The following is a 16,756-nucleotide window of genomic DNA, read 5'->3' on the forward strand; positions in this document are numbered from 1 at the left end:
CGGGGCGCTCAGCGCAGGCCGGCGGCGATCGCGTCGACCAGCAGCGCGCCGAGCATCCGGGCCATCACCGCGCGGGCGGCGTCCACGTCGAGACCCATCGAGTCGCGCATCATCGACCAGGACGACCAGGTGCCGGCCACCGTCAGCGCGTCCAGCAACTGCGCGCGGCCCGGACCGGCGTGCGCCAGCTCCGGGGCGAACACCGCCTCGATCTCGTGCCGGACCCGGGCGACCGCCGCCTCCCGATTGCGGCGCAACTGCGGGGAGAACGGCTCCCGCAGCGCCGACGCGCGGGCCGAGGGCGCCAGCACCTCCAGCAGCCGGGCGCGCTGGTCGCAGAACGCGGCGATCCGGGCGGTCAGCGGCAGTTCCGGCGACACCGGCCGCCAGAGCGCGGCCTGCCGCTCGCCGACCCGCCGCCCGGTCGCCGCGAACAGCGTCTCCATGTCCTTGAAGTTGGTCCAGAGCGTGCGCAGCGACACCCCGGCCCGCTCGGCGATCCGTTCCCCGGTGGGGCGCAGGTCACCGGAGTCGATCAGGGCCAGGTGCGCCTCCACGATCGCGGCCCGGGTCCGCTCGGCTCGCGCCGCCCGGCCGTCCACCCGCTCCGGCGGGTCGGCCTCCACCTCGATCATGGGTACGGATCTCCTGTTGCTCGGGTACCGGCGGCAACTCTACGTGCGTGCCGCCGGGCGACCGGCACCCGGCCGCCCGGCGGGACGCCTCAGGCGGTCGGCACCGCGTCGGCGGGCGGGTTCGTCGGCGGCTCGGTGAACTCGGTGACCGCACCGTCGCCGTCGTCCGTGGTGTACGCGGGACCGAAGTACTCCTGCACGCCGTTGCTCACCTTGGTGAGCCGGACGCCGCCGTAGCCGGCGTGCACGCCGTCGGCGTACCGGAAGGGGACCAGGCCGGGCCCGCGGAAGCCGCCCTTGCGCACGGCCTCGACCAGCTTCTCCCGGGTGGGGTCGGGCCCGGCGGCGAGCATCGCCTGGACGAACGTGTACGCCATCGAGTAGCCGTAGATGGCGTTGCCGTCGACCGGGTTGCCCGCGTTGTACTTCTGGTGGATCTTGGTGAACTCCTGGATCCACGGGTTCGCGGTGTCGGCCACGTTCGGCAGGTAGTTGTCGGCCACCATGCCCTCGAGGATCACCTTCTTGTCGCCGAGCTGGGCGGCCAGCGTGGTGTAGTCGGCGCCCACGTTGGACACCACCCACTGCGCCTTGAAGCCCTGCCCGGCGGCCTGGCCCATGGCCAGCGCGGTGAAGCCGGGGATGGTCGCCGAGATGACCACCTGGCAGCCGGCCGCGCGCAGCGCCCCGATCGCCGGGCCGACCTGCTGGTTGGTGGTGGTGTACGTCTGCTTCGCCGCGACCGGGCCGAGGACCTGCTCGACGCCGACCAGCGAGTCCCGCCCGAAGTCGTCGTTCTGCCCGAAGTGGCAGACCTTCGCGCCGGGGAACTCCCGCTTGACGTAGCTGGCCAGGATCTTGCCCTCGACCGTGTAGTCGGGCTGCCAGCCGAACGTCGTCGGGTACTTGTCCGGCTCGTTCCAGTTGCGGCTGCCGGAGGCGACGAACAGGTCCGGCACCTTCTGCGTCTTGACGAACTCCAGCACGTTCGTGTGCGTGGGCGTGCCGAGGCCGCCGAGCAGCGCGAAGACCTTGTCGTCGAGCACCAGCTTGCGGACCACGTTCTCGGTGTTGGCGGGGTTGTAGCCGTCGTCCATGACCTTGTAGACGATCTTCCGGCCGTGCACGCCGCCCTTGGCGTTGACATGCTCGAAGTACGCCTTGGTGGCGGCGGAGATCTTCGAGTAGCCGGGCGCGGCCGGTCCGGTGAGCGGTTGGTGGGTGCCGATGACGACCTCGGAGTCGCTGACGCCGGGAACATTCTCGGCGGCCTGCTTCTCGTCGTCGGCGCAGGCCGGCAGCGCGGCCAGCAGGGCCAGGCCGGCGGCGGCCGCGAGAACGCGGCGGGTGGTGGTGCGCATGGTTCTCCATTCCGGTGCGACGGTGCGAACGGTGTGGGTGGAACCGGTGAGGTCAGCGGTCCGGCGGCCGGGGGGTGGCGGGACGGCGGCGGACGGCCCCGCGTAGGCGGGCGGTGAGGGCACGCACGCCGCCCTGCAGGCCGCCCGGGGCGGCGAGCATGACGACGATGAGGACCAGGCCGAACACGGCCAGCGCGAGGTTGCCCTCCAGCCGCTGGGCCAGCCCGGCGGAGAGGCTGAGGTGTTCGGTGAGCAGGCCGGGCAGGTCCTGGAGCGCGACCAGCAGCACCGCGCCCCAGACCGCGCCGGCCAGGCTGCCCAGCCCGCCGATCACGATCGCCATGAGCAGGAACAGCGACAGGTCCAGCGGGAACTTGCCGGGCGCGACGGTGGCGGTGAGCATGGCGTACACGCCGCCGCCCAGCCCGGCGCAGGCGGCGCTGACCACGAACGCGAGCACCTGCGTACGGGCCACCGGGATGCCGGCGAGCCGGGCCGCGACCTCGTCGTCGCGGACCGCCCGCAGCGACCGGCCGAAACGGCTGCGCACCAGGTTGGCCAGCAGCAGCATGGTGAGCAGCGCGGCGGCCAGCGCGATCCAGGCCAGCCAGCGCTCGGGCTGGAAGTAGGCGCCGAGCGCGGCCGGTGGCGTCTGCGCCGGGAACGACAGCCCCTGCTCGCCGTTGAACACGCCGGTGAAGATCGTGGTGACCGCCGGGACGAGCGTCGCCACGGCGAGGGTCACGCCGGCCAGGTAGGGGCCGCGCAGCCGGGCCGCGGCCAGCCCGACGACGAGTCCGCCGAGCGCGGTCACCGCGACCCCCGCGAGCAGCGACGCCGGCAGCGTCCACCACCCGCGTACGGCCCGCTCGTCGAGGGCCTGCTGGGTCAGCGCCACGGTGTACGCGCCGGTGGCCATCAGCGCGCCGTGCCCGAGCGAGAGCTGGCCGTTGAGCCCGACCAGCACGGTGTGCCCGGCGGTGACGCAGAGGAACGCGCAGACGCGCGCCACCTGGAGGTTCTGGTACGGCGCGAGCTGGTTGGTGACCAGCACGACGAGCGTGCCGGCGAACACGGCCACGGCCAGGTGGCGCAGCAGCGTGGAGCCGCGCGGATCGCGTCCGGCCGGCGCGCCGGGCAGCAGCCGGCGCAGCGGGGACGCCGTGGCGGGCGCGGTCTCGGTCGGGGTGGTCGTCACACGTGCCTCGCTCTCGCCGCGGAGAAGAGCCCGCCGGGGCGGACCAGCAGGACGGCCAGCAGCAGCACCAGGACGGCCAGCGGGGTGGTGTCCGGTCCGAGGTAGCCGGTGACGTAGGACAGGATCAGCCCGACCAGCAGGCCGCCGACGACAGCGCCGACCGGGCTGTCCAGGCCGCCGACCACGGCGGCGGTGAACGCGATCACGAAGACCAGGTCCATGGCGTGCGAGTGCAGGCCGAGTCCGGTGGGGACGACGAGCATCCCGGCCAGCGCGCCGACGGCGGCGGCGAGCGCCCAGCCGAGCGTGAGCATCCGGCCGACGCTGACGCCGAGCAGCCGGGACACCTCGGGGGCGAACGCGGCAGCCCGCATCCGCAATCCGATCGGGGTGCGGGTGAACAGCACCGCGAGCAGCGCCACCACCGTGAGCGCCGCGCCGAGCACCCAGAGGTCGTACGGGGACAGCGCGGCCACCCCGGCGATGGTGAGCGCGTCGGTGTCGAACGGCGCCGGGGCGGGACGGTACTCGTTGCCGAAGATCATGCCGAGCACCGCCTGGATGACGAGCACCAGGCCGAGCGCGACGATCACCTGGTTGAGCGGCCCGCCGGGCCCGGCGAACCGCATCAGCACCCGCTCCACCAGCGCGCCCAGGGCCAGTCCGGACAGGATCGCGGCGGCCAGGCCGAGCCAGTACGAGCCGGTGGCGGAGACGACCGCGTAGCCGACGTAGGCGGTGGCCACGGCCATCGCGCCCTGGGCGAAGTTGACCACCCGGGCGGCCCGCCAGATGAGCACCAGCGCGAGCGCGAACGCCGCGTAGACCGCCCCGGCGGCGAGCCCGTCGAAGGTGAGGAACCAGAACCGCTCCATCCGCGACCCCTTCCTAGAATCCGAGGTACGCGTGCCGGAGCTGGTCGTCGTCGCGCAGCCGGGCGGCCGGCGCGGCGGTCACCACGCGCCCGAGCGACATGACGATGCCCTGGTCGGCGACGGAGAGCGCGGAGCGCACGTTCTGCTCGACCAGCAGCACGGTGAGCCCCCGTTCGTCGCGCAGCCGCCGCAGCAGCGCCATGATCTGCGCGGTGACCTTGGGCGCCAGCCCGAGCGACGGCTCGTCGAGCAGCAGCAGCCGGGGCCGGGCGATCAGCGCGCGGCCGATCGCGAGCATCTGCCGTTCGCCGCCGGAGAGCTGGTGTCCGGCGTGGTCGCGGCGGCGGGCCAGCGCCGGGAACAGCTCGTACACCTCGTCCTGCGCGCGCCGGGCGTCGGCCCGGTCACGCCGCCACAGCCCGCCCAGGCGCAGGTTCTCGGCCACGGTCAGCTCGGTCACCACGCCGCGCCCCTCCGGCACGTGCGCCAGCCCGCGCCGGACCAGGTGTTCCACCCGGACGCCGCGCAGGTCCTCGCCCGCGTACCGGATCCGGCCGCCGGTGGGCCGCAGCAGGCCCGAGAGGGTACGCAGCAGCGTGGTCTTGCCCGCGCCGTTGGCGCCGAGCACGGCGGTGACGGTGCCGGCCGGGACGGTGAACGCGACGTCGCGCAGCACCGGCACCGGGCCGTAGCCGCTGCTGAGCGCCTCCACCTCCAGCACGGCGGTCACGGCGTGCTCCCCTCGACCGGCACGTCGGCGCCCAGGTACGCCTCGGTGACCCTCGGGTCGTCGCGGATGCTCTCCGGCGCCCCGGCGGCGATCACCTTGCCGAAGTCGAGCACCACGAGGTCGTGGCAGACGGACATGACCAGGTCCATGTGGTGCTCGACGAGCAGCACGGCGCAGCCGTCGGCCCGGTCGGGCAGCGCGCGGACCAGGTCGGCCAGCTCGGCCACGTCGTCGGCGCCGAGACCGCCGGCCGGCTCGTCGAGCAGCAGCAGCCGGGGGCGGGCGATCAGCGCGCGGGCCAGCGCGACCCGCTTGCGTACCGCATAGGGCAGGGTGCCCGGCGCGGCGTCGGCGTGCTTGTCGATGCCCAGCTCGGCGAGCAGGTCCAGGGCCTGGGCGCGCAGCCGGCGCTCGTCGTTGTCGCTGCGCGGCAGGCCGAACAGCGCGGCGGCGAAACCGGCGCGGGCGGTGTGACTCGCGCCGGCCACCACGTTCTCCAGCACGGTCAGCCCGGCGAACAGGCCGACGCCCTGCAGCGTACGGGCGATGCCGAGCCGGGTGAGGGCGTGCGGGCGGGGCCGGAACGGCCGGCCGTCGAGCGTGAGCGAGCCCTCGGTGGGTCGGACGAAGCCGCAGACCAAGTTGAACAGCGTGGTCTTGCCGGCGCCGTTGGGCCCGATCACGCCGACGACCCGGCCGGGCGGTACGCGCAGCGAGACGTCGTCGAGGGCGACCAGGCCGCCGAAGCGTACGCCGACGTGGTGCAGCGCCAGACCCTGATCGTCGGCGGGGGTGGCCGGTGGGCTCATCGTCACCTCGTGCCGGTCGACGGAGCGCGGAAAAACTAATTACACCGGGAGTGTACTTTTCTCTGCCGCCGCGTCAATGCCCAGACGATCACGGTTCATTTCCCGGGGTTATCGGCCTCCAACATGCACTGTCGGTGTGATCATCCCGCCATCCGGTCGCGGGCGCGGCGCAGGAACGTCTGCTCCGCCGCGTTGCCGGTGCCGGCGATCGCCGCGTCGTACGCGATCCGGGCCTGCGCCGGACGGTCGAGGCGGCGCAACAGGTCGGCCCGGATCGCGTGCCACACGTGGTATCCGGTCAGGTCCAGCCGGTCCACTTCGGCCAGAGCGGCCGCCGGTCCGCGTACCTCGGCCAGCGCGACCGCCCGGTTCAGCGCCACCACCGGTCCCGGCGCGACGGCCGCCAACTGGTCGTAGAGCGCGAGGATCTGTCCCCAGTCGGTCGCGGCGGCGGTCGGCGCGTCCGCGTGCACCGCACCGATCGCGGCCTGGAGCTGGTACGGGCCGGGCCGGCCCCGCCGCAGGCACCGGCGGACCAGTTCCTGGCCCTCGGCGATCAGCTCCCGGTCCCACCGGCCACGGTCCTGCTCGGACAGCGACACCGGCGCCCCGTCCGGCCCGGTCCGGGCGTCCCGGCGCGCCTCGGTGAGCAGTATCAGCGCGAGCAGGCCGAGCGCCTCCGGCTCGTCCGGCATCAACGTCACCAGCAGCCGGCCCAGCCGGATCGCCTCGGCGCCCAGCTCGACGCGGCCCAGCCGCTCCCCCGCGCTGGCCGTGTGCCCCTCGTTGAAGATCAGGTAGACCACCGCGAGGACCCCGCGCAGCCGGTCCGGCAGGTCCGCGTCGCGCGGCACCCGGTACGGGATACCGGCGTCGCGGATCTTCGCCTTGGCCCGGACCAGGCGCTGCGCCATCGTCCGCTCCGGCACCAGGAAGGCGCGCGCGATCTCGGCGGTGCTCAGGCCGCCGAGCAGGCGCAGCGTCAACGCCACCCGGGCGGGCGCGGCGAGCGCCGGGTGGCAGCAGGTGAAGATCAGGCGCAGGCGGTCGTCGGGCACGGGCCCCTCCTCGGCGGGCGGGTCGGCGGCGTGCAGCAGGGCGGCCTCGGCGTGCCGGGCAGTCCGGGTGGCCTCGCGGCGCAACCTGTCGATCGCCCGGTTCCGGGCGGTGGTGATGATCCAGCCGGCCGGGCTGGGCGGCGGCCCGTCGGCGGCCCAGCGCGAGACGGCGATCGTGAACGCCTCCTGGACCGCCTCCTCGGCGAGGTCGATGTCGCCGAGGAGACGGACCAGGACGGCTACCGCGCGGCCGTACTCGGCCCGGAAGACCCGTTCGACGTCGGTCATCCCTCGCCCTGGAACGGGCGGACCTCGATCGGCAGCGTGGTCGCCAGCGCGTACCGGCGGCCCCAGTCCAGCGCGGCGTCCAGGTCGGGCGCCCGGATGATGGTGACGCCGCCCAGGTACTCCTTGCCCTCGGCGAACGGCCCGTCGGTGACCAGCACCTCGTCACCGGCCGGGCGCAGCACGGTGGCGGTCTGCGGGTCGTGCAGGCCGTTGCCGAACACCCAGCACCCCGCCTCCCGCAGGTCCCGGCCGATGGCCTCGACCTCGCGCATCACCCCGGCCAGGAACTCCGGGTCCGGGCGTCCCTGGCCGGCCGGCTGGTACATGCTGATCAGGTACTGCTTCATCGGCTTCTCCTCGTCACCGGACGGCCCCGCGCCGCCCCTTCACCCTCCACACGAACGGCTGGCGCCGGTTTCGACACGCCGGGCCGGGTGAATCCGGCCGGGAGCGGGGTACGCCGCCGCGTGCGCCGCCACCGGGTCGTCGTCGTGGGCGCCGGGTTCTCCGGTCTGGCCTGCGCGCTCGCGCTGGACGCGGCGGGCGCGCAGGTGCGGGTGCTGGAGGCCCGGGACCGGGTGGGCGGCCGCACGCTCAGCCGACCGCTACCAGGCGGCGGCTGGCTCGATCTCGGCGCGCAGTGGATCGGCCCCACCCAGGACCGGATGTACGCGCTCGCCGCCGCGTACGGCCTGGCCACGTTCCCCTCCCCCGCGCACGGCGCGGCGACGCTGCTGCTCGGCGCACGCCCGGCCACCGGGGAACCGCCGGGGCTGTCCGCGCTGCTGGGCACGCTCGACGAGATGGCGGCCGGGCTCGACCCGGCCGCGCCGTGGCGGGCGGACGGGGCGGCACTGTGGGACCGGGTCACGTTCGGCGGCTGGCTCGACGCGAGCGGGGCCGACCCGGTCACCGCCGGGTACGCGGGCCGGATGCTCGCCGGTGGCCTGCTGGCCGCCTCGCCGGACGAGGTCTCGCTGCTGCACATGCTGTTCTACCTGCGCAGCGGCGGCGGCACCCGGTCGCTGCTGCGCATGGCGGGTGGCGCCCAGCAGGACCGGATCGCCGGCGGCCCGGCCGCGCTGGCCGAGCGGATGGCCGCCGCGCTGCCTCCGGGGAGCCTGTGCCTGCGCGCGCCGGTGGACGGCGTCGCGCAGGACCGCGACGGGGTGCGGGTGCGCTGCGGCGGCGAGACGTACCGCGGCGACGCGGTGGTGGTCGCGCTGGCGCCGACGCTGGCCGGGCGCATCCGGTACGACCCGCCGCTGCCGCCGCTGCGCGACGGGCTGACCCAGCGGATGCCGATGGGCGCGGCGCTCAAGGTCCACGCGCTCTATCCGGAGCCGTTCTGGCGGGCCGACGGCCGCTCCGGCGTGTCCAGCACCGACACCGGGCCGCTCACCGAGACGGTGGACAACTCGCTGCCGGACGTACCCGGTGGGATCCTCACCGCGTTCAGCTACGGCGCGCAGGCCCGGGCGCTGCGCCGGCTGCCGGAGGGCGCGCGCCGGGACGCGCTGTGCGAGGCGCTCGCCGCGATCTTCGGCCCGGCCGCCGCGCGCCCCGACGACCTCGTCGAGTACGACTGGTCTGCCGACGAGTGGACGCGCGGCTGCTTCTGCGGCGTCCTGCCGACCGGCGCGTGGTGCGCGTACGGCCCGGAACTGCGCACGCCGGTGGGCCGGGTGCACTGGGCCGGCACGGAGACCGCGACCCGGTGGAGCGGCTACCTGGAGGGCGCGGTGACCGCCGGCGAGCGCGCCGCCGCCGAGGCGCTCGCCCAGCTCGGCTGAGCACCCAATTCAGTGAGATTCTTCGATGCGCTCTATTGAAAAGTTTCTCCGCCCTGTGCACTAATGACGACAGTTCCTTTCGTCATACTCCCGCCGCCGGAGCGCGGCAACCCCCAGGGAGGACAGATGCACAGATCGATCCGATCGGCGCTGCGCGCGGCCGGAGCCGCGCTGCTCGCCACCGTCACCGTCGCCGCCGCGGCCCTGTCCGCAGCGGCACCCGCCTCCGCCGCCCCGGCCGGACTACCCGGCATGGACGTGTCCAGCTACCAGGGCAACGTGAACTGGTCCGGGGCGTGGGCCAACGGCGCCCGGTTCGCCTACGTCAAGGCGACCGAGGGCACGTACTACACCAACCCGTACTTCGCCCAGCAGTACAACGGCTCCTACAACGTCGGGATGATCCGCGGCTCGTACCACTTCGCCCGCCCCGACACCACCAGCGGCGCCGTCCAGGCCAACTACTTCGTCGACCACGGCGGCGGCTGGTCGAAGGACGGGCGGACACTGCCCGGCGCGCTGGACATCGAGTACAACCCGTACGGCGCGACCTGCTACGGCCTGAGCCAGGCGTCGATGCGCAGCTGGATCGCCTCGTTCGTCAACCAGTACTACGCCCGCACCGGACGGTGGGCCACCATCTACACCACCACCGACTGGTGGAGCACCTGCACCGGCAACACCTCGCAGTTCGCGGCCAACAACCCACTGTGGATCGCCCGCTACGCAAGCAGCGTCGGCACGCTGCCGGCCGGCTGGGGCACGTACTCGTTCTGGCAGTGGTCCTCCTCCGGGGTCTTCCCCGGTGACCAGAACGTGTGGAACGGCTCGCTGGACCGGCTGCGCGTGCTGGCCTGCAACGGACCCTGCTGACGCCGGCCCGGGCGTGGCGGGCGGTGCCGGTCCCGCCACGCCCGGCCTTACCTCACCCCACGAGGAGGCTGCGATGTCTGTTCCCGTCCACCGGCGGACCGTGCTGCGCGGCGCGGTCCTGCTCGGCGCCGCCGCCGGCGTCGGTGCGCTGACCCAGATCGGCTCCGGCCCCGACGCGCGGGCCGCTGCCACCCGGGTCGACCAGCCGACCATCGCCAACTGCGCGACCTGGGGCGCCCGCCCGCCCTCGTCGCCGGTGAGCGTGGTGGCCAGCCGGCCCAACAAGATCATCGTGCACCACACCGCGTTCCCGAACACCACCGACTACAGCCTCGCCCAGGCGTACCGGAACTCCCGCGACATCCAGAACCTGCACATGGACAGCAACGGCTGGCTCGACTCCGGGCAGCACTTCACCAACAGCCGGGGCGGCTACCTGACCGAGGGCCGGCACGGCAGCCTCTACGCGCTGCTGCACGGCCAGACCATGGTGCAGGGCGCGCACTGCGTCGGGCAGAACAGCCAGGCCATCGGCATCGAGAACGACGGCATCTACCTGGATGTGCAGCCGCCCCAGGCGCTCTGGAACAGCCTGGTGACGTTCTGCGCGTTCACCTGCCAGCAGTACGGCATCGCGCCCACCGAGATCTACGGACACAAGGACTTCAACGACACGCAGTGCCCGGGCCTGCTGCACGACCGCCTGCCGGAGCTGCGCCGTACCGTCGCCGCTCGTCTCGGCGGCTGACCACGGGGGTACGCGGGACGCCCGGGTGCGACGGGCGTCCCGCAGCGCGTCAGCGCTCGCTTATATAAGCCGAGTCTGATACAAAGGTGTCGTGCACGCCTTCGACGTTCTCGGCGACCCGGTCCGCCGCCGGATCCTGGAACTGCTCGCCGACGGTGAGCAGCCCGCCGGGGCGCTCGGCGAGACCGTGCGGCGCGAGTTCGGCATCAGCCAGCCCGCCGTCTCGCAGCACCTCAAGGTGCTGCGCGAACACGGCTTCGCCACGGTGCGCGCCGACGGCACCCGCCGGCTCTACGCCGTGGACCCCGGCCCGCTGCGCGAGATCGACGCGTGGCTGGACGGGTTCCGCCGCTTCTGGACGCCGCCACTGGCCGCGCTCGCCACCGAGCTGGCCCGGGGCCGCCGCGAACGACGGCTGCGCGCAGACGACACCGACGACGAGAGGACCGAACCATGATCGACGTGACCGGACAGATCAGCGCCGTCGAGCGCCGCATCGGCGACCGTACGCTCCCCGCCGGGCAGGCGCGGGTGCTCACCATCGCCCAGACGTACGACGCGCCGGTGGACGACGTCTTCGACGCCTGCACCAACCCGGAACGGATACCGCGCTGGTTCCTGCCGGTCTCCGGCGACCTGAGCCTCGGCGGCCGCTACCAACTGGAGGGCAACGCCGGTGGCACCGTCGAACGCTGCGACCCGCCGCACGGCTTCGCCGCCACCTGGGAGTTCGGCGACGAGGTGAGCTGGATCGAGGTGCGGCTGCGCGAGGCCGGCCCCGGGCGTACCCGCTTCGAGCTGGAGCACGTCGCGCACGTCGACGACCAGCGGTGGGCCGAGTACGGCCCGGGCGCGGTCGGCATCGGCTGGGACCTGGCGCTGGTCGGGCTGGCCTCCCATTTCGCGGCCGACGGCACGGGCGTCGACCCGGCCGCCGCAGCCGAGTGGATGGCCTCACCCGAGGGCCTCCGTTTCGTCACCGAGTCCAGCAGGAGCTGGACGGAGGCAAGCATCGAGGCCGGCACCCCGGCCGAGGAGGCACAAGGCGCGGGCGAGCGCGTCACCGCGTTCTACACAGGCGCCCCCACGCCCTGACCCCCCTCTCCCCGCCCTCCCCCTCCTCTCCTCGTCGATCTTGCGGTTTGGGCCCTCGGAATGTCCGTTTGACGGAATTTGCGGGGCACCAAATCGCAAGATCGACGGGTTCGGTCGAGCTCTTCGAGATCTTGGAAGGAAAGGGTCGCCATAGGAGCCTTTTCCTTCCAAGATCTCTTTGCATCTCGTGATGTGGAGCAGGCCTCTCCAAGCAGGACATCCGTCGTTGTCCCGGCGGAGATGCGGGTGATCGGCGTGGATGACGGCGCCTTGTCGGGGGCGAAAAGCGGCGGTGGGATGTCGGTGGGGTGGGGCAGACTGCGGGGCATGCCGATCCGTTCCGTCGCCGACCTGACCGCCGCGCTCGACACCGGCGCGACGTTCAAGTATCTGCGCTTCTGGGGGCACCGGCCGCAGCGCGACGGCGGTGTCGGCGCCGGTTGCCTGAGCCAGTGGTGGCCGGCGGCGTTCACAGTGGACGGCCGGGAGTTCGCCACCGCCGAGCACTGGATGATGTGGCACAAGGCCACCCTCTTCGGTGACCTGGCGGTCGCCGAGCGGGTGCTGGCCGCCGGGCACCCGCACCGGGCCAAGGCGCTCGGCCGGCAGGTGCGCGACTTCGACGAGGCGACCTGGGCGGCCCGCCGCTACGAGATCGTGGTGGCCGGCAGCGTGGCCAAGTTCGCCCAGCACGAGCCGTTGCGGCGGTTCCTGCTCGGCACCGGCGACCGGGTGCTCGTCGAGGCCAGCCCGACGGACCGGGTCTGGGGCATCGGCCTGACCGCCGACGACCCGCGAGCCGCCGACCCGGCGACCTGGCGGGGCGACAACCTGCTCGGCTTCGCCCTGATGGAGGCGCGCGCCCAGCTCGCCGGCCAGAGGGGGTGACGTCTGACCTCGGGCGGCAGGTGCGGGTAACGTGCTGCGGCGTGACCCCGTACTCGCACTGCTCCTTCTGCGGCGCGGCCTACCCGGCGGGCGCCGGGTGGCCGCGGGTCTGTTCCTCGTGCGGCGAGACGGTGTGGCGCAATCCGCTGCCGGTGGCGGTGGCGGTGCTGCCGGTCCGCACGCCGCAGGGGCTCGGCGTGGTCGTGGTGCGCCGCGACATCGAACCGGCCCGGGGGCTGCTGGCGCTCCCGGGTGGCTTCGTCGAGTACGGCGAGGAGTGGTCCGAGGCGCTCGTGCGGGAGCTGCGCGAGGAGACCGGGCTGCTGGCCGAGGCCGGCGAGGCGCGGCTGTTCGCGGTGCACGGCGCTCCGGCTGGCGGCACCATGATGGTCTTCGGGGTGCTGCCCGAGCGGGCGATCGGTGACCTGCCGCCGTCGGCGCCGACCGAGGAGGCCACCGAGTGGCTGGTGCTCACCGATCCGGTCGAGCTGGCCTTCTCCACGCACACCCGGGTGCTCGCCGATTTCCTCGCCGGGCAACGCCCGCTCTGACCGGACCGACCCCGGCACCGTGCGGCGCGGTCAGCCGCGGGCCGGAACCGGCTGGGGTGAGAACGGCACGGCGGCCGGCGCCTCGATCTCCGGCTCGCCGGCCGGGTGCCGCCACAGCCCGCGCCGCCGCAGGATCGGCAGCACGCCCTCGCCGAACCAGTACGCCTCCTCCAGGTGCGGGTGGCCGGAGAGGATGAACTCGTCCAGGCCGAGCGCGTGGTACTCGGCGATCCGGTCGGCGACCTCGGTGTGGCTGCCGACGAGTGCGGTGCCCGCGCCGCCGCGTACCAGCCCGAATCCGGCCCACAGGTTCGGCGAGACCTCCAGCCCGTCGCGGGAGCCGCCGTGCAGGTCGAGCATCCGCCGCTGCCCCTCGGACTCGCTGCGTCGCAGCCCTTCCTGCACGGCGCGCACGTCAGCCTCGGGGATGCCGTCGAGCAGCTTGCGCGCCTGGGCCCACGCCTCCTCGGCGGTGTCCCGGCTGATCACGTGCAGCCGGATGCCGTACCGCAGCTCGCGGCCGGCCCCGGCGGCGAGCCCGCGGATCCAGTCCAGCTTGCCGGCCACCTGCGCGGGCGGTTCGCCCCAGGTCAGGTACACGTCGCTGTGGCGTACGGCCACCGGCCCGGCCGCGCCGGACGACCCGCCGAAGTAGACCGGCGGCACCGGGTCGGGCAGCCGGCCGAGCCGGGCGCCCTCGACCCGCACGTGGGCGCCGTCGTGGTCGACCGTCTCGCCGCGCCACAGCGCCCGCACCACGTGCAGGAACTCGTCGGTACGCGCGTAGCGGGCGTCCTTGTCCAGGAAGTCGCCGTACGCGCGCTGCTCGGCCGACTCGCCGCCGGTGACCACGTTCAGTAGCAGCCGCCCGCCGGACAGGCGCTGGAACGTGGACGCCATCTGCGCGGCGAGGGTGGGTGAGAGCAGGCCGGGCCGGAACGCGACGAGGAACTTCAGCCGCTCGGTGACCTCGGTGAGCATGGCGGTGGTCAGCCAGGCGTCCTCGCACCAGGCGCCGGTGGGGGTGAGCGCGCCGGCGAAACCGAGCTGTTCGGCGGTGCGGGCGATCTGCCCCAGGTACGCCACGCTCGCGGGTCGCGCGCCACCGGCCGTGCCGACCGGTACGCCGTGTCCGCCGCCCACGATGTCCCGGCTGTCGCCGTAGGTCGGCAGGAACCAGTGGAAGGTGAGCGACATGGGGGCCTCCGGTGCGCGTCGGACGGGCCGTCTCCTGAGTGGTGGGACGACCGCGCCGACAGACTACCCATAAAACCTATCGGGTTGGTAGGTTGCTGTCGCCCGTCGATGGCCGGGTCCATCCCTCCCCGAGGAGTCGCCATGCGTACCCCCAGAACCCGCCGCCGGCCGGTGGCCGCGCTGCTCACCACCCTCGCGCTGCTGGCCGCGACGGCGCTGACGGCCTGCGGCGGCGAGGCGGCCGACGCCAGCGGCGGCGGCAGTGACGGCCCGCTGCGGATCGGTTACCAGCGCTTCGGCGGGCTCAGCCTGGTCAAGGCGCGCGGCGACGCGAAGAACGTCACCTGGTCGCTGTTCGAGAGCGGCCCGGCCCTGACCGAGGCGCTCAAGGCCGGCTCGATCGACATCGGCCAGGTCGGCGAGGCCCCACCCGTGTTCGCCGCCGCCGGCAAGATCCCGTTCTCCGTGGTCGGCACGTCCCAGCCGATCCCGCAGGGCGAGGCGGTTCTGGTCAAGGCGGGCAGCCCGTATCGTGGATTCGCCGACCTGCGCGGGAAGACGGTCGCGCTGAACAAGGGCTCCAACGTGCACTGGCTGCTGGTCAAGCTGCTGGAGGCCAACAGGATGACGCTCGCCGACATCAAGGTGAAGTACCTCAAGCCCGCCGAGGGGCGACCCGCGTTCGACAACGGGCAGGTCGACGCGTGGATCATCTGGGATCCCTACTTCGCGCTGGCCGAGCAGCCCGGCGTACGGGTGCTCGCCGACGCCACCGGCCTGGCCGGCAACCGCGAGTACGTGCTGGCCGCGCCGGACGCGGTGAAGAACCGCACCGCCGACGTACGCGCGTTCCTGGACACGTACCGGCAGACCACGGACTGGGGCATCGCCCACCCGACCGAGCGGGCCGCCGTCCTCGCCCCGGAGCTGAAGATCCCGCTCGACGTGACCACCCGGGCGCTGGCCCGCAGCGCCAAGCCGCTCGCCCCGGTCACCCCGGAGATCGGCGCCGAGTTGCAGGCCATCGCGGACAGCTTCGTGGAGCTGAAGCTGGTGCCCGGACCGGTCGACATCGCCGGGCGGGTGGACGGCCGGTTCAACGAGGCGTTCCAGTGAGCGGTCCGGCGCTGGCCGAGGCGAGCCCCGCTGTCGTACCCGATCGGGCGACGCCGCGGCGGTCCCGGGCCCGCGCCTCGCGGCGGTGGCGGCGCGCGGTGAGCCCGGTCGTGCTGGTGCTCGCCTGGGAGGTCGCCGCGCGCACCGGCCTGCTCGCCGCGGAGAAGCTGCCCGCGCCCAGCGCGGTGCTCGCCACCGGGTGGCGGCTGGCGCGCGACGGGACGCTCGGCGTGCACCTGCTCGACTCGCTCACCCGCGCCTCGCTCGGCCTGCTCATCGGCGGCGGCCTGGCGCTGGTGCTCGGCGCGGCGGCCGGGCTGCTGCGCCTCGGTGACGACCTGGTCGACCCGCCGGTGCAGATGGCCCGGATGCTGCCGCACCTGGGCCTGGTCCCGCTGCTGATCATCTGGGTCGGCATCGGCGAGTCGCTGAAGGTCACGCTCGTCGCGCTCGGTGCGTTCTTCCCGATCTACTTCAACACGTACGCCGGCATCCGCGACATCGACGAACGCCTGGTCGAGGCGGCGCGCACCTGTGGTCTCGGCGCGGCGGCCCGCCTGCGGCACGTGGTGCTGCCCGGCGCGCTGCCGGCGCTGTTCCTCGGGCTGCGGCTGGCCATCGGCGCGGCCTGGCTCAGCCTGGTCGTCGGCGAGCAGGTGAACGCGCAGACCGGCGTCGGCTTCCTGATGATGGAGGCGCGCGAGTTCAGCCAGACCGACGTGGTGGTGCTCGGCCTGCTCATCTACGCGCTGCTGGGGCTCGCCTCCGACCTGCTCATCCGGTACGCGGAGAGGAGGACGCTGGCGTGGCGACGCGGACTGCGCGCGACCTGACCGGGCCGGTGCTCACCGCACGCGCGGTGACCCGGGCGTTCGGCCCGGCGGTGGTGCTGGCCGGGGTGGACCTGATCATCGGCGCCGGGGAGACGGTGGCGCTGCTGGGCGGCAGCGGATCCGGCAAGAGCACGCTGCTGCGCGTGCTCGCCGGGCTCGACGGCGACGCGGGCGGCGAGCACGCGGTGCACGGCACCGCCGCCGTGGTGTTCCAGGAGCACCGGCTGTTGCCGTGGAAGCGGGTCGCGGACAACGTGGCGCTCGGGCTGACCGGGCCGGACGTGGGCGACCGGGTCGGCCGCGCGCTGGCCGAGGTGGGGCTCGCCGACCGGGGCCGGGCCTGGCCCGCCGAGCTGTCCGGCGGGCAGGCGCAGCGGGTCGCGGTGGCCCGCGCGCTGGTCCGCGAACCGGACCTGCTGCTGCTGGACGAACCGTTCGGCGCGCTGGACGCGCTGACCCGGCTGCGCATGCAGGGGCTGCTGCGGCGGCTGCGCGCCCAGCACGGCTTCGCCGCGCTGCTGGTCACCCACGACGTGGAGGAGGCGCTGCTGCTCGCCGACCGCGTCCTGCTCCTCGACGACGGCGTGATCGCCGAAGAGGTGCCGGTACGCCTCGGCCCCACCCCGAGCCCCGACGACCCGGCCCTCGGCGCGCTGCGCCGCCACCTGCTCGACCGCCTCGGCGTACCCGCCGGCTGACCGCGAGGGA

The 16,756-nt window shown here is 74.0% G+C and carries 19 protein-coding genes; 10 read left to right on the top strand and 9 right to left on the bottom strand.

Annotation, left to right across the window (positions count from 1 at the left end; translation table 11 throughout):
- Positions 1–8: 8 nt before the first annotated feature.
- The 8 genes from PVK74_RS08065 to PVK74_RS08100 form a co-directional block, all read right to left on the bottom strand.
- Entirely contained in the window at positions 9–635 is a 627-nt protein-coding gene (locus PVK74_RS08065) for a TetR/AcrR family transcriptional regulator (protein ID WP_064445710.1), read from the bottom strand.
- Positions 636–724: 89 nt separating this feature from the next.
- The gene (locus PVK74_RS08070; protein ID WP_064445709.1) at positions 725–1,996 is read right to left on the bottom strand and encodes an ABC transporter substrate-binding protein; all 1,272 of its coding nucleotides are present in this window, start codon (positions 1,994–1,996) and stop codon (positions 725–727) included.
- A 52-nt stretch (positions 1,997–2,048) separates the two neighbouring features.
- Entirely contained in the window at positions 2,049–3,194 is a 1,146-nt protein-coding gene (locus PVK74_RS08075; RefSeq protein ID WP_069088511.1) for a branched-chain amino acid ABC transporter permease, read from the bottom strand.
- A complete protein-coding gene (locus PVK74_RS08080) occupies positions 3,191–4,069 on the bottom strand; it encodes a branched-chain amino acid ABC transporter permease (RefSeq protein WP_043323502.1) in 879 nt (292 codons plus the stop codon). The genes PVK74_RS08075 and PVK74_RS08080 overlap by 4 nt, the downstream gene beginning before the upstream one ends.
- A 13-nt stretch (positions 4,070–4,082) precedes the next feature.
- Positions 4,083–4,799: an ABC transporter ATP-binding protein gene (locus tag PVK74_RS08085; protein ID WP_043323500.1), complete on the bottom strand. Its 717-nt coding sequence runs from the start codon at positions 4,797–4,799 to the stop codon at positions 4,083–4,085.
- Positions 4,796–5,608, bottom strand: coding sequence for an ABC transporter ATP-binding protein (locus PVK74_RS08090; protein WP_274478705.1), 813 nt, complete (start codon positions 5,606–5,608; stop codon positions 4,796–4,798). The genes PVK74_RS08085 and PVK74_RS08090 overlap by 4 nt, the downstream gene beginning before the upstream one ends.
- Before the next feature lie 140 nt (positions 5,609–5,748).
- On the bottom strand, positions 5,749–6,954 hold the full coding sequence (locus tag PVK74_RS08095; RefSeq protein WP_274478706.1) for an RNA polymerase sigma factor: 1,206 nt from the start codon (positions 6,952–6,954) through the stop codon (positions 5,749–5,751).
- A complete protein-coding gene (locus PVK74_RS08100) occupies positions 6,951–7,301 on the bottom strand; it encodes a YciI family protein (protein ID WP_064445706.1) in 351 nt (116 codons plus the stop codon). The genes PVK74_RS08095 and PVK74_RS08100 overlap by 4 nt, the downstream gene beginning before the upstream one ends.
- Between PVK74_RS08100 and PVK74_RS08105 the strand changes: the two genes are divergently transcribed.
- From PVK74_RS08105 to PVK74_RS08135, 7 genes are all read left to right on the top strand, one after another.
- Positions 7,293–8,747, top strand: a complete 1,455-nt coding sequence (locus tag PVK74_RS08105) for a flavin monoamine oxidase family protein (RefSeq protein WP_274479258.1) — start codon at positions 7,293–7,295, stop codon at positions 8,745–8,747. The two genes, PVK74_RS08100 and PVK74_RS08105, sit on opposite strands and share 9 nt — an antisense overlap.
- Positions 8,748–8,873: 126 nt before the next feature.
- Positions 8,874–9,620, top strand: coding sequence for a lysozyme (locus PVK74_RS08110; protein WP_064445705.1), 747 nt, complete (start codon positions 8,874–8,876; stop codon positions 9,618–9,620).
- A gap of 73 nt (positions 9,621–9,693) precedes the next feature.
- A complete protein-coding gene (locus PVK74_RS08115) occupies positions 9,694–10,368 on the top strand; it encodes a peptidoglycan recognition protein family protein (protein ID WP_187693201.1) in 675 nt (224 codons plus the stop codon).
- A 91-nt stretch (positions 10,369–10,459) separates the two neighbouring features.
- Positions 10,460–10,825 (top strand): ArsR/SmtB family transcription factor, encoded by a 366-nt coding sequence (locus tag PVK74_RS08120; protein WP_069088507.1) that lies wholly within the window; start codon positions 10,460–10,462, stop codon positions 10,823–10,825.
- Positions 10,822–11,463: an SRPBCC family protein gene (locus PVK74_RS08125; protein WP_166455958.1), complete on the top strand. Its 642-nt coding sequence runs from the start codon at positions 10,822–10,824 to the stop codon at positions 11,461–11,463. The genes PVK74_RS08120 and PVK74_RS08125 overlap by 4 nt, the downstream gene beginning before the upstream one ends.
- Before the next feature lie 297 nt (positions 11,464–11,760).
- Positions 11,761–12,351, top strand: a complete 591-nt coding sequence (locus PVK74_RS08130) for an NADAR family protein (RefSeq protein WP_069088505.1) — start codon at positions 11,761–11,763, stop codon at positions 12,349–12,351.
- 41 nt (positions 12,352–12,392) lie between these two features.
- Positions 12,393–12,902 carry an NUDIX domain-containing protein gene (locus PVK74_RS08135; protein ID WP_064445701.1) on the top strand — a complete coding sequence of 170 codons (510 nt, stop codon included), beginning with the start codon at positions 12,393–12,395 and terminating at the stop codon, positions 12,900–12,902.
- A 30-nt stretch (positions 12,903–12,932) separates the two neighbouring features.
- Here the strand turns inward: PVK74_RS08135 and PVK74_RS08140 are convergent, their stop codons facing one another.
- Complete coding sequence (locus PVK74_RS08140; protein WP_113972890.1) at positions 12,933–14,099, bottom strand: LLM class flavin-dependent oxidoreductase; 1,167 nt, start codon at positions 14,097–14,099, stop codon at positions 12,933–12,935.
- Between the two features lie 141 nt (positions 14,100–14,240).
- On the opposite strand from PVK74_RS08140, the gene PVK74_RS08145 reads away from it, so the two are divergent.
- From PVK74_RS08145 to PVK74_RS08155, 3 genes are read left to right on the top strand one after another with little or no spacing between them, the layout of a single operon-like run.
- On the top strand, positions 14,241–15,215 hold the full coding sequence (locus PVK74_RS08145) for a sulfonate ABC transporter substrate-binding protein (RefSeq protein ID WP_064445699.1): 975 nt from the start codon (positions 14,241–14,243) through the stop codon (positions 15,213–15,215).
- The gene (locus PVK74_RS08150; protein WP_274478707.1) at positions 15,212–16,048 is read left to right on the top strand and encodes an ABC transporter permease; all 837 of its coding nucleotides are present in this window, start codon (positions 15,212–15,214) and stop codon (positions 16,046–16,048) included. Before PVK74_RS08145 ends, PVK74_RS08150 begins: the two co-directional genes overlap by 4 nt.
- Complete coding sequence (locus PVK74_RS08155; RefSeq protein WP_166455961.1) at positions 16,021–16,746, top strand: ABC transporter ATP-binding protein; 726 nt, start codon at positions 16,021–16,023, stop codon at positions 16,744–16,746. Before PVK74_RS08150 ends, PVK74_RS08155 begins: the two co-directional genes overlap by 28 nt.
- Positions 16,747–16,756 lie beyond the last annotated feature (10 nt).

The organism is Micromonospora chalcea (genome assembly GCF_028768405.1).
GTDB lineage: Bacteria > Actinomycetota > Actinomycetes > Mycobacteriales > Micromonosporaceae > Micromonospora > Micromonospora chalcea.

Excerpts from the sequence above, each read along its gene's own strand:
- PVK74_RS08065 (WP_064445710.1), bottom strand. The coding sequence starts at position 635 with ATGATCGAGGTGGAGGCCGACCCGCCGGAGCGGGTGGACGGCCGGGCG.
- PVK74_RS08145 (WP_064445699.1), top strand. The coding sequence starts at position 14,241 with ATGCGTACCCCCAGAACCCGCCGCCGGCCGGTGGCCGCGCTGCTCACC.
- PVK74_RS08070 (WP_064445709.1), bottom strand. The coding sequence starts at position 1,996 with ATGCGCACCACCACCCGCCGCGTTCTCGCGGCCGCCGCCGGCCTGGCC.
- PVK74_RS08115 (WP_187693201.1), top strand. The coding sequence starts at position 9,694 with ATGTCTGTTCCCGTCCACCGGCGGACCGTGCTGCGCGGCGCGGTCCTG.
- PVK74_RS08100 (WP_064445706.1), bottom strand. The coding sequence starts at position 7,301 with ATGAAGCAGTACCTGATCAGCATGTACCAGCCGGCCGGCCAGGGACGC.
- PVK74_RS08110 (WP_064445705.1), top strand. The coding sequence starts at position 8,874 with ATGCACAGATCGATCCGATCGGCGCTGCGCGCGGCCGGAGCCGCGCTG.
- PVK74_RS08095 (WP_274478706.1), bottom strand. The coding sequence starts at position 6,954 with ATGACCGACGTCGAACGGGTCTTCCGGGCCGAGTACGGCCGCGCGGTA.
- PVK74_RS08080 (WP_043323502.1), bottom strand. The coding sequence starts at position 4,069 with ATGGAGCGGTTCTGGTTCCTCACCTTCGACGGGCTCGCCGCCGGGGCG.
- PVK74_RS08090 (WP_274478705.1), bottom strand. The coding sequence starts at position 5,608 with ATGAGCCCACCGGCCACCCCCGCCGACGATCAGGGTCTGGCGCTGCAC.
- PVK74_RS08125 (WP_166455958.1), top strand. The coding sequence starts at position 10,822 with ATGATCGACGTGACCGGACAGATCAGCGCCGTCGAGCGCCGCATCGGC.
- PVK74_RS08140 (WP_113972890.1), bottom strand. The coding sequence starts at position 14,099 with ATGTCGCTCACCTTCCACTGGTTCCTGCCGACCTACGGCGACAGCCGG.
- PVK74_RS08130 (WP_069088505.1), top strand. The coding sequence starts at position 11,761 with ATGTCGGTGGGGTGGGGCAGACTGCGGGGCATGCCGATCCGTTCCGTC.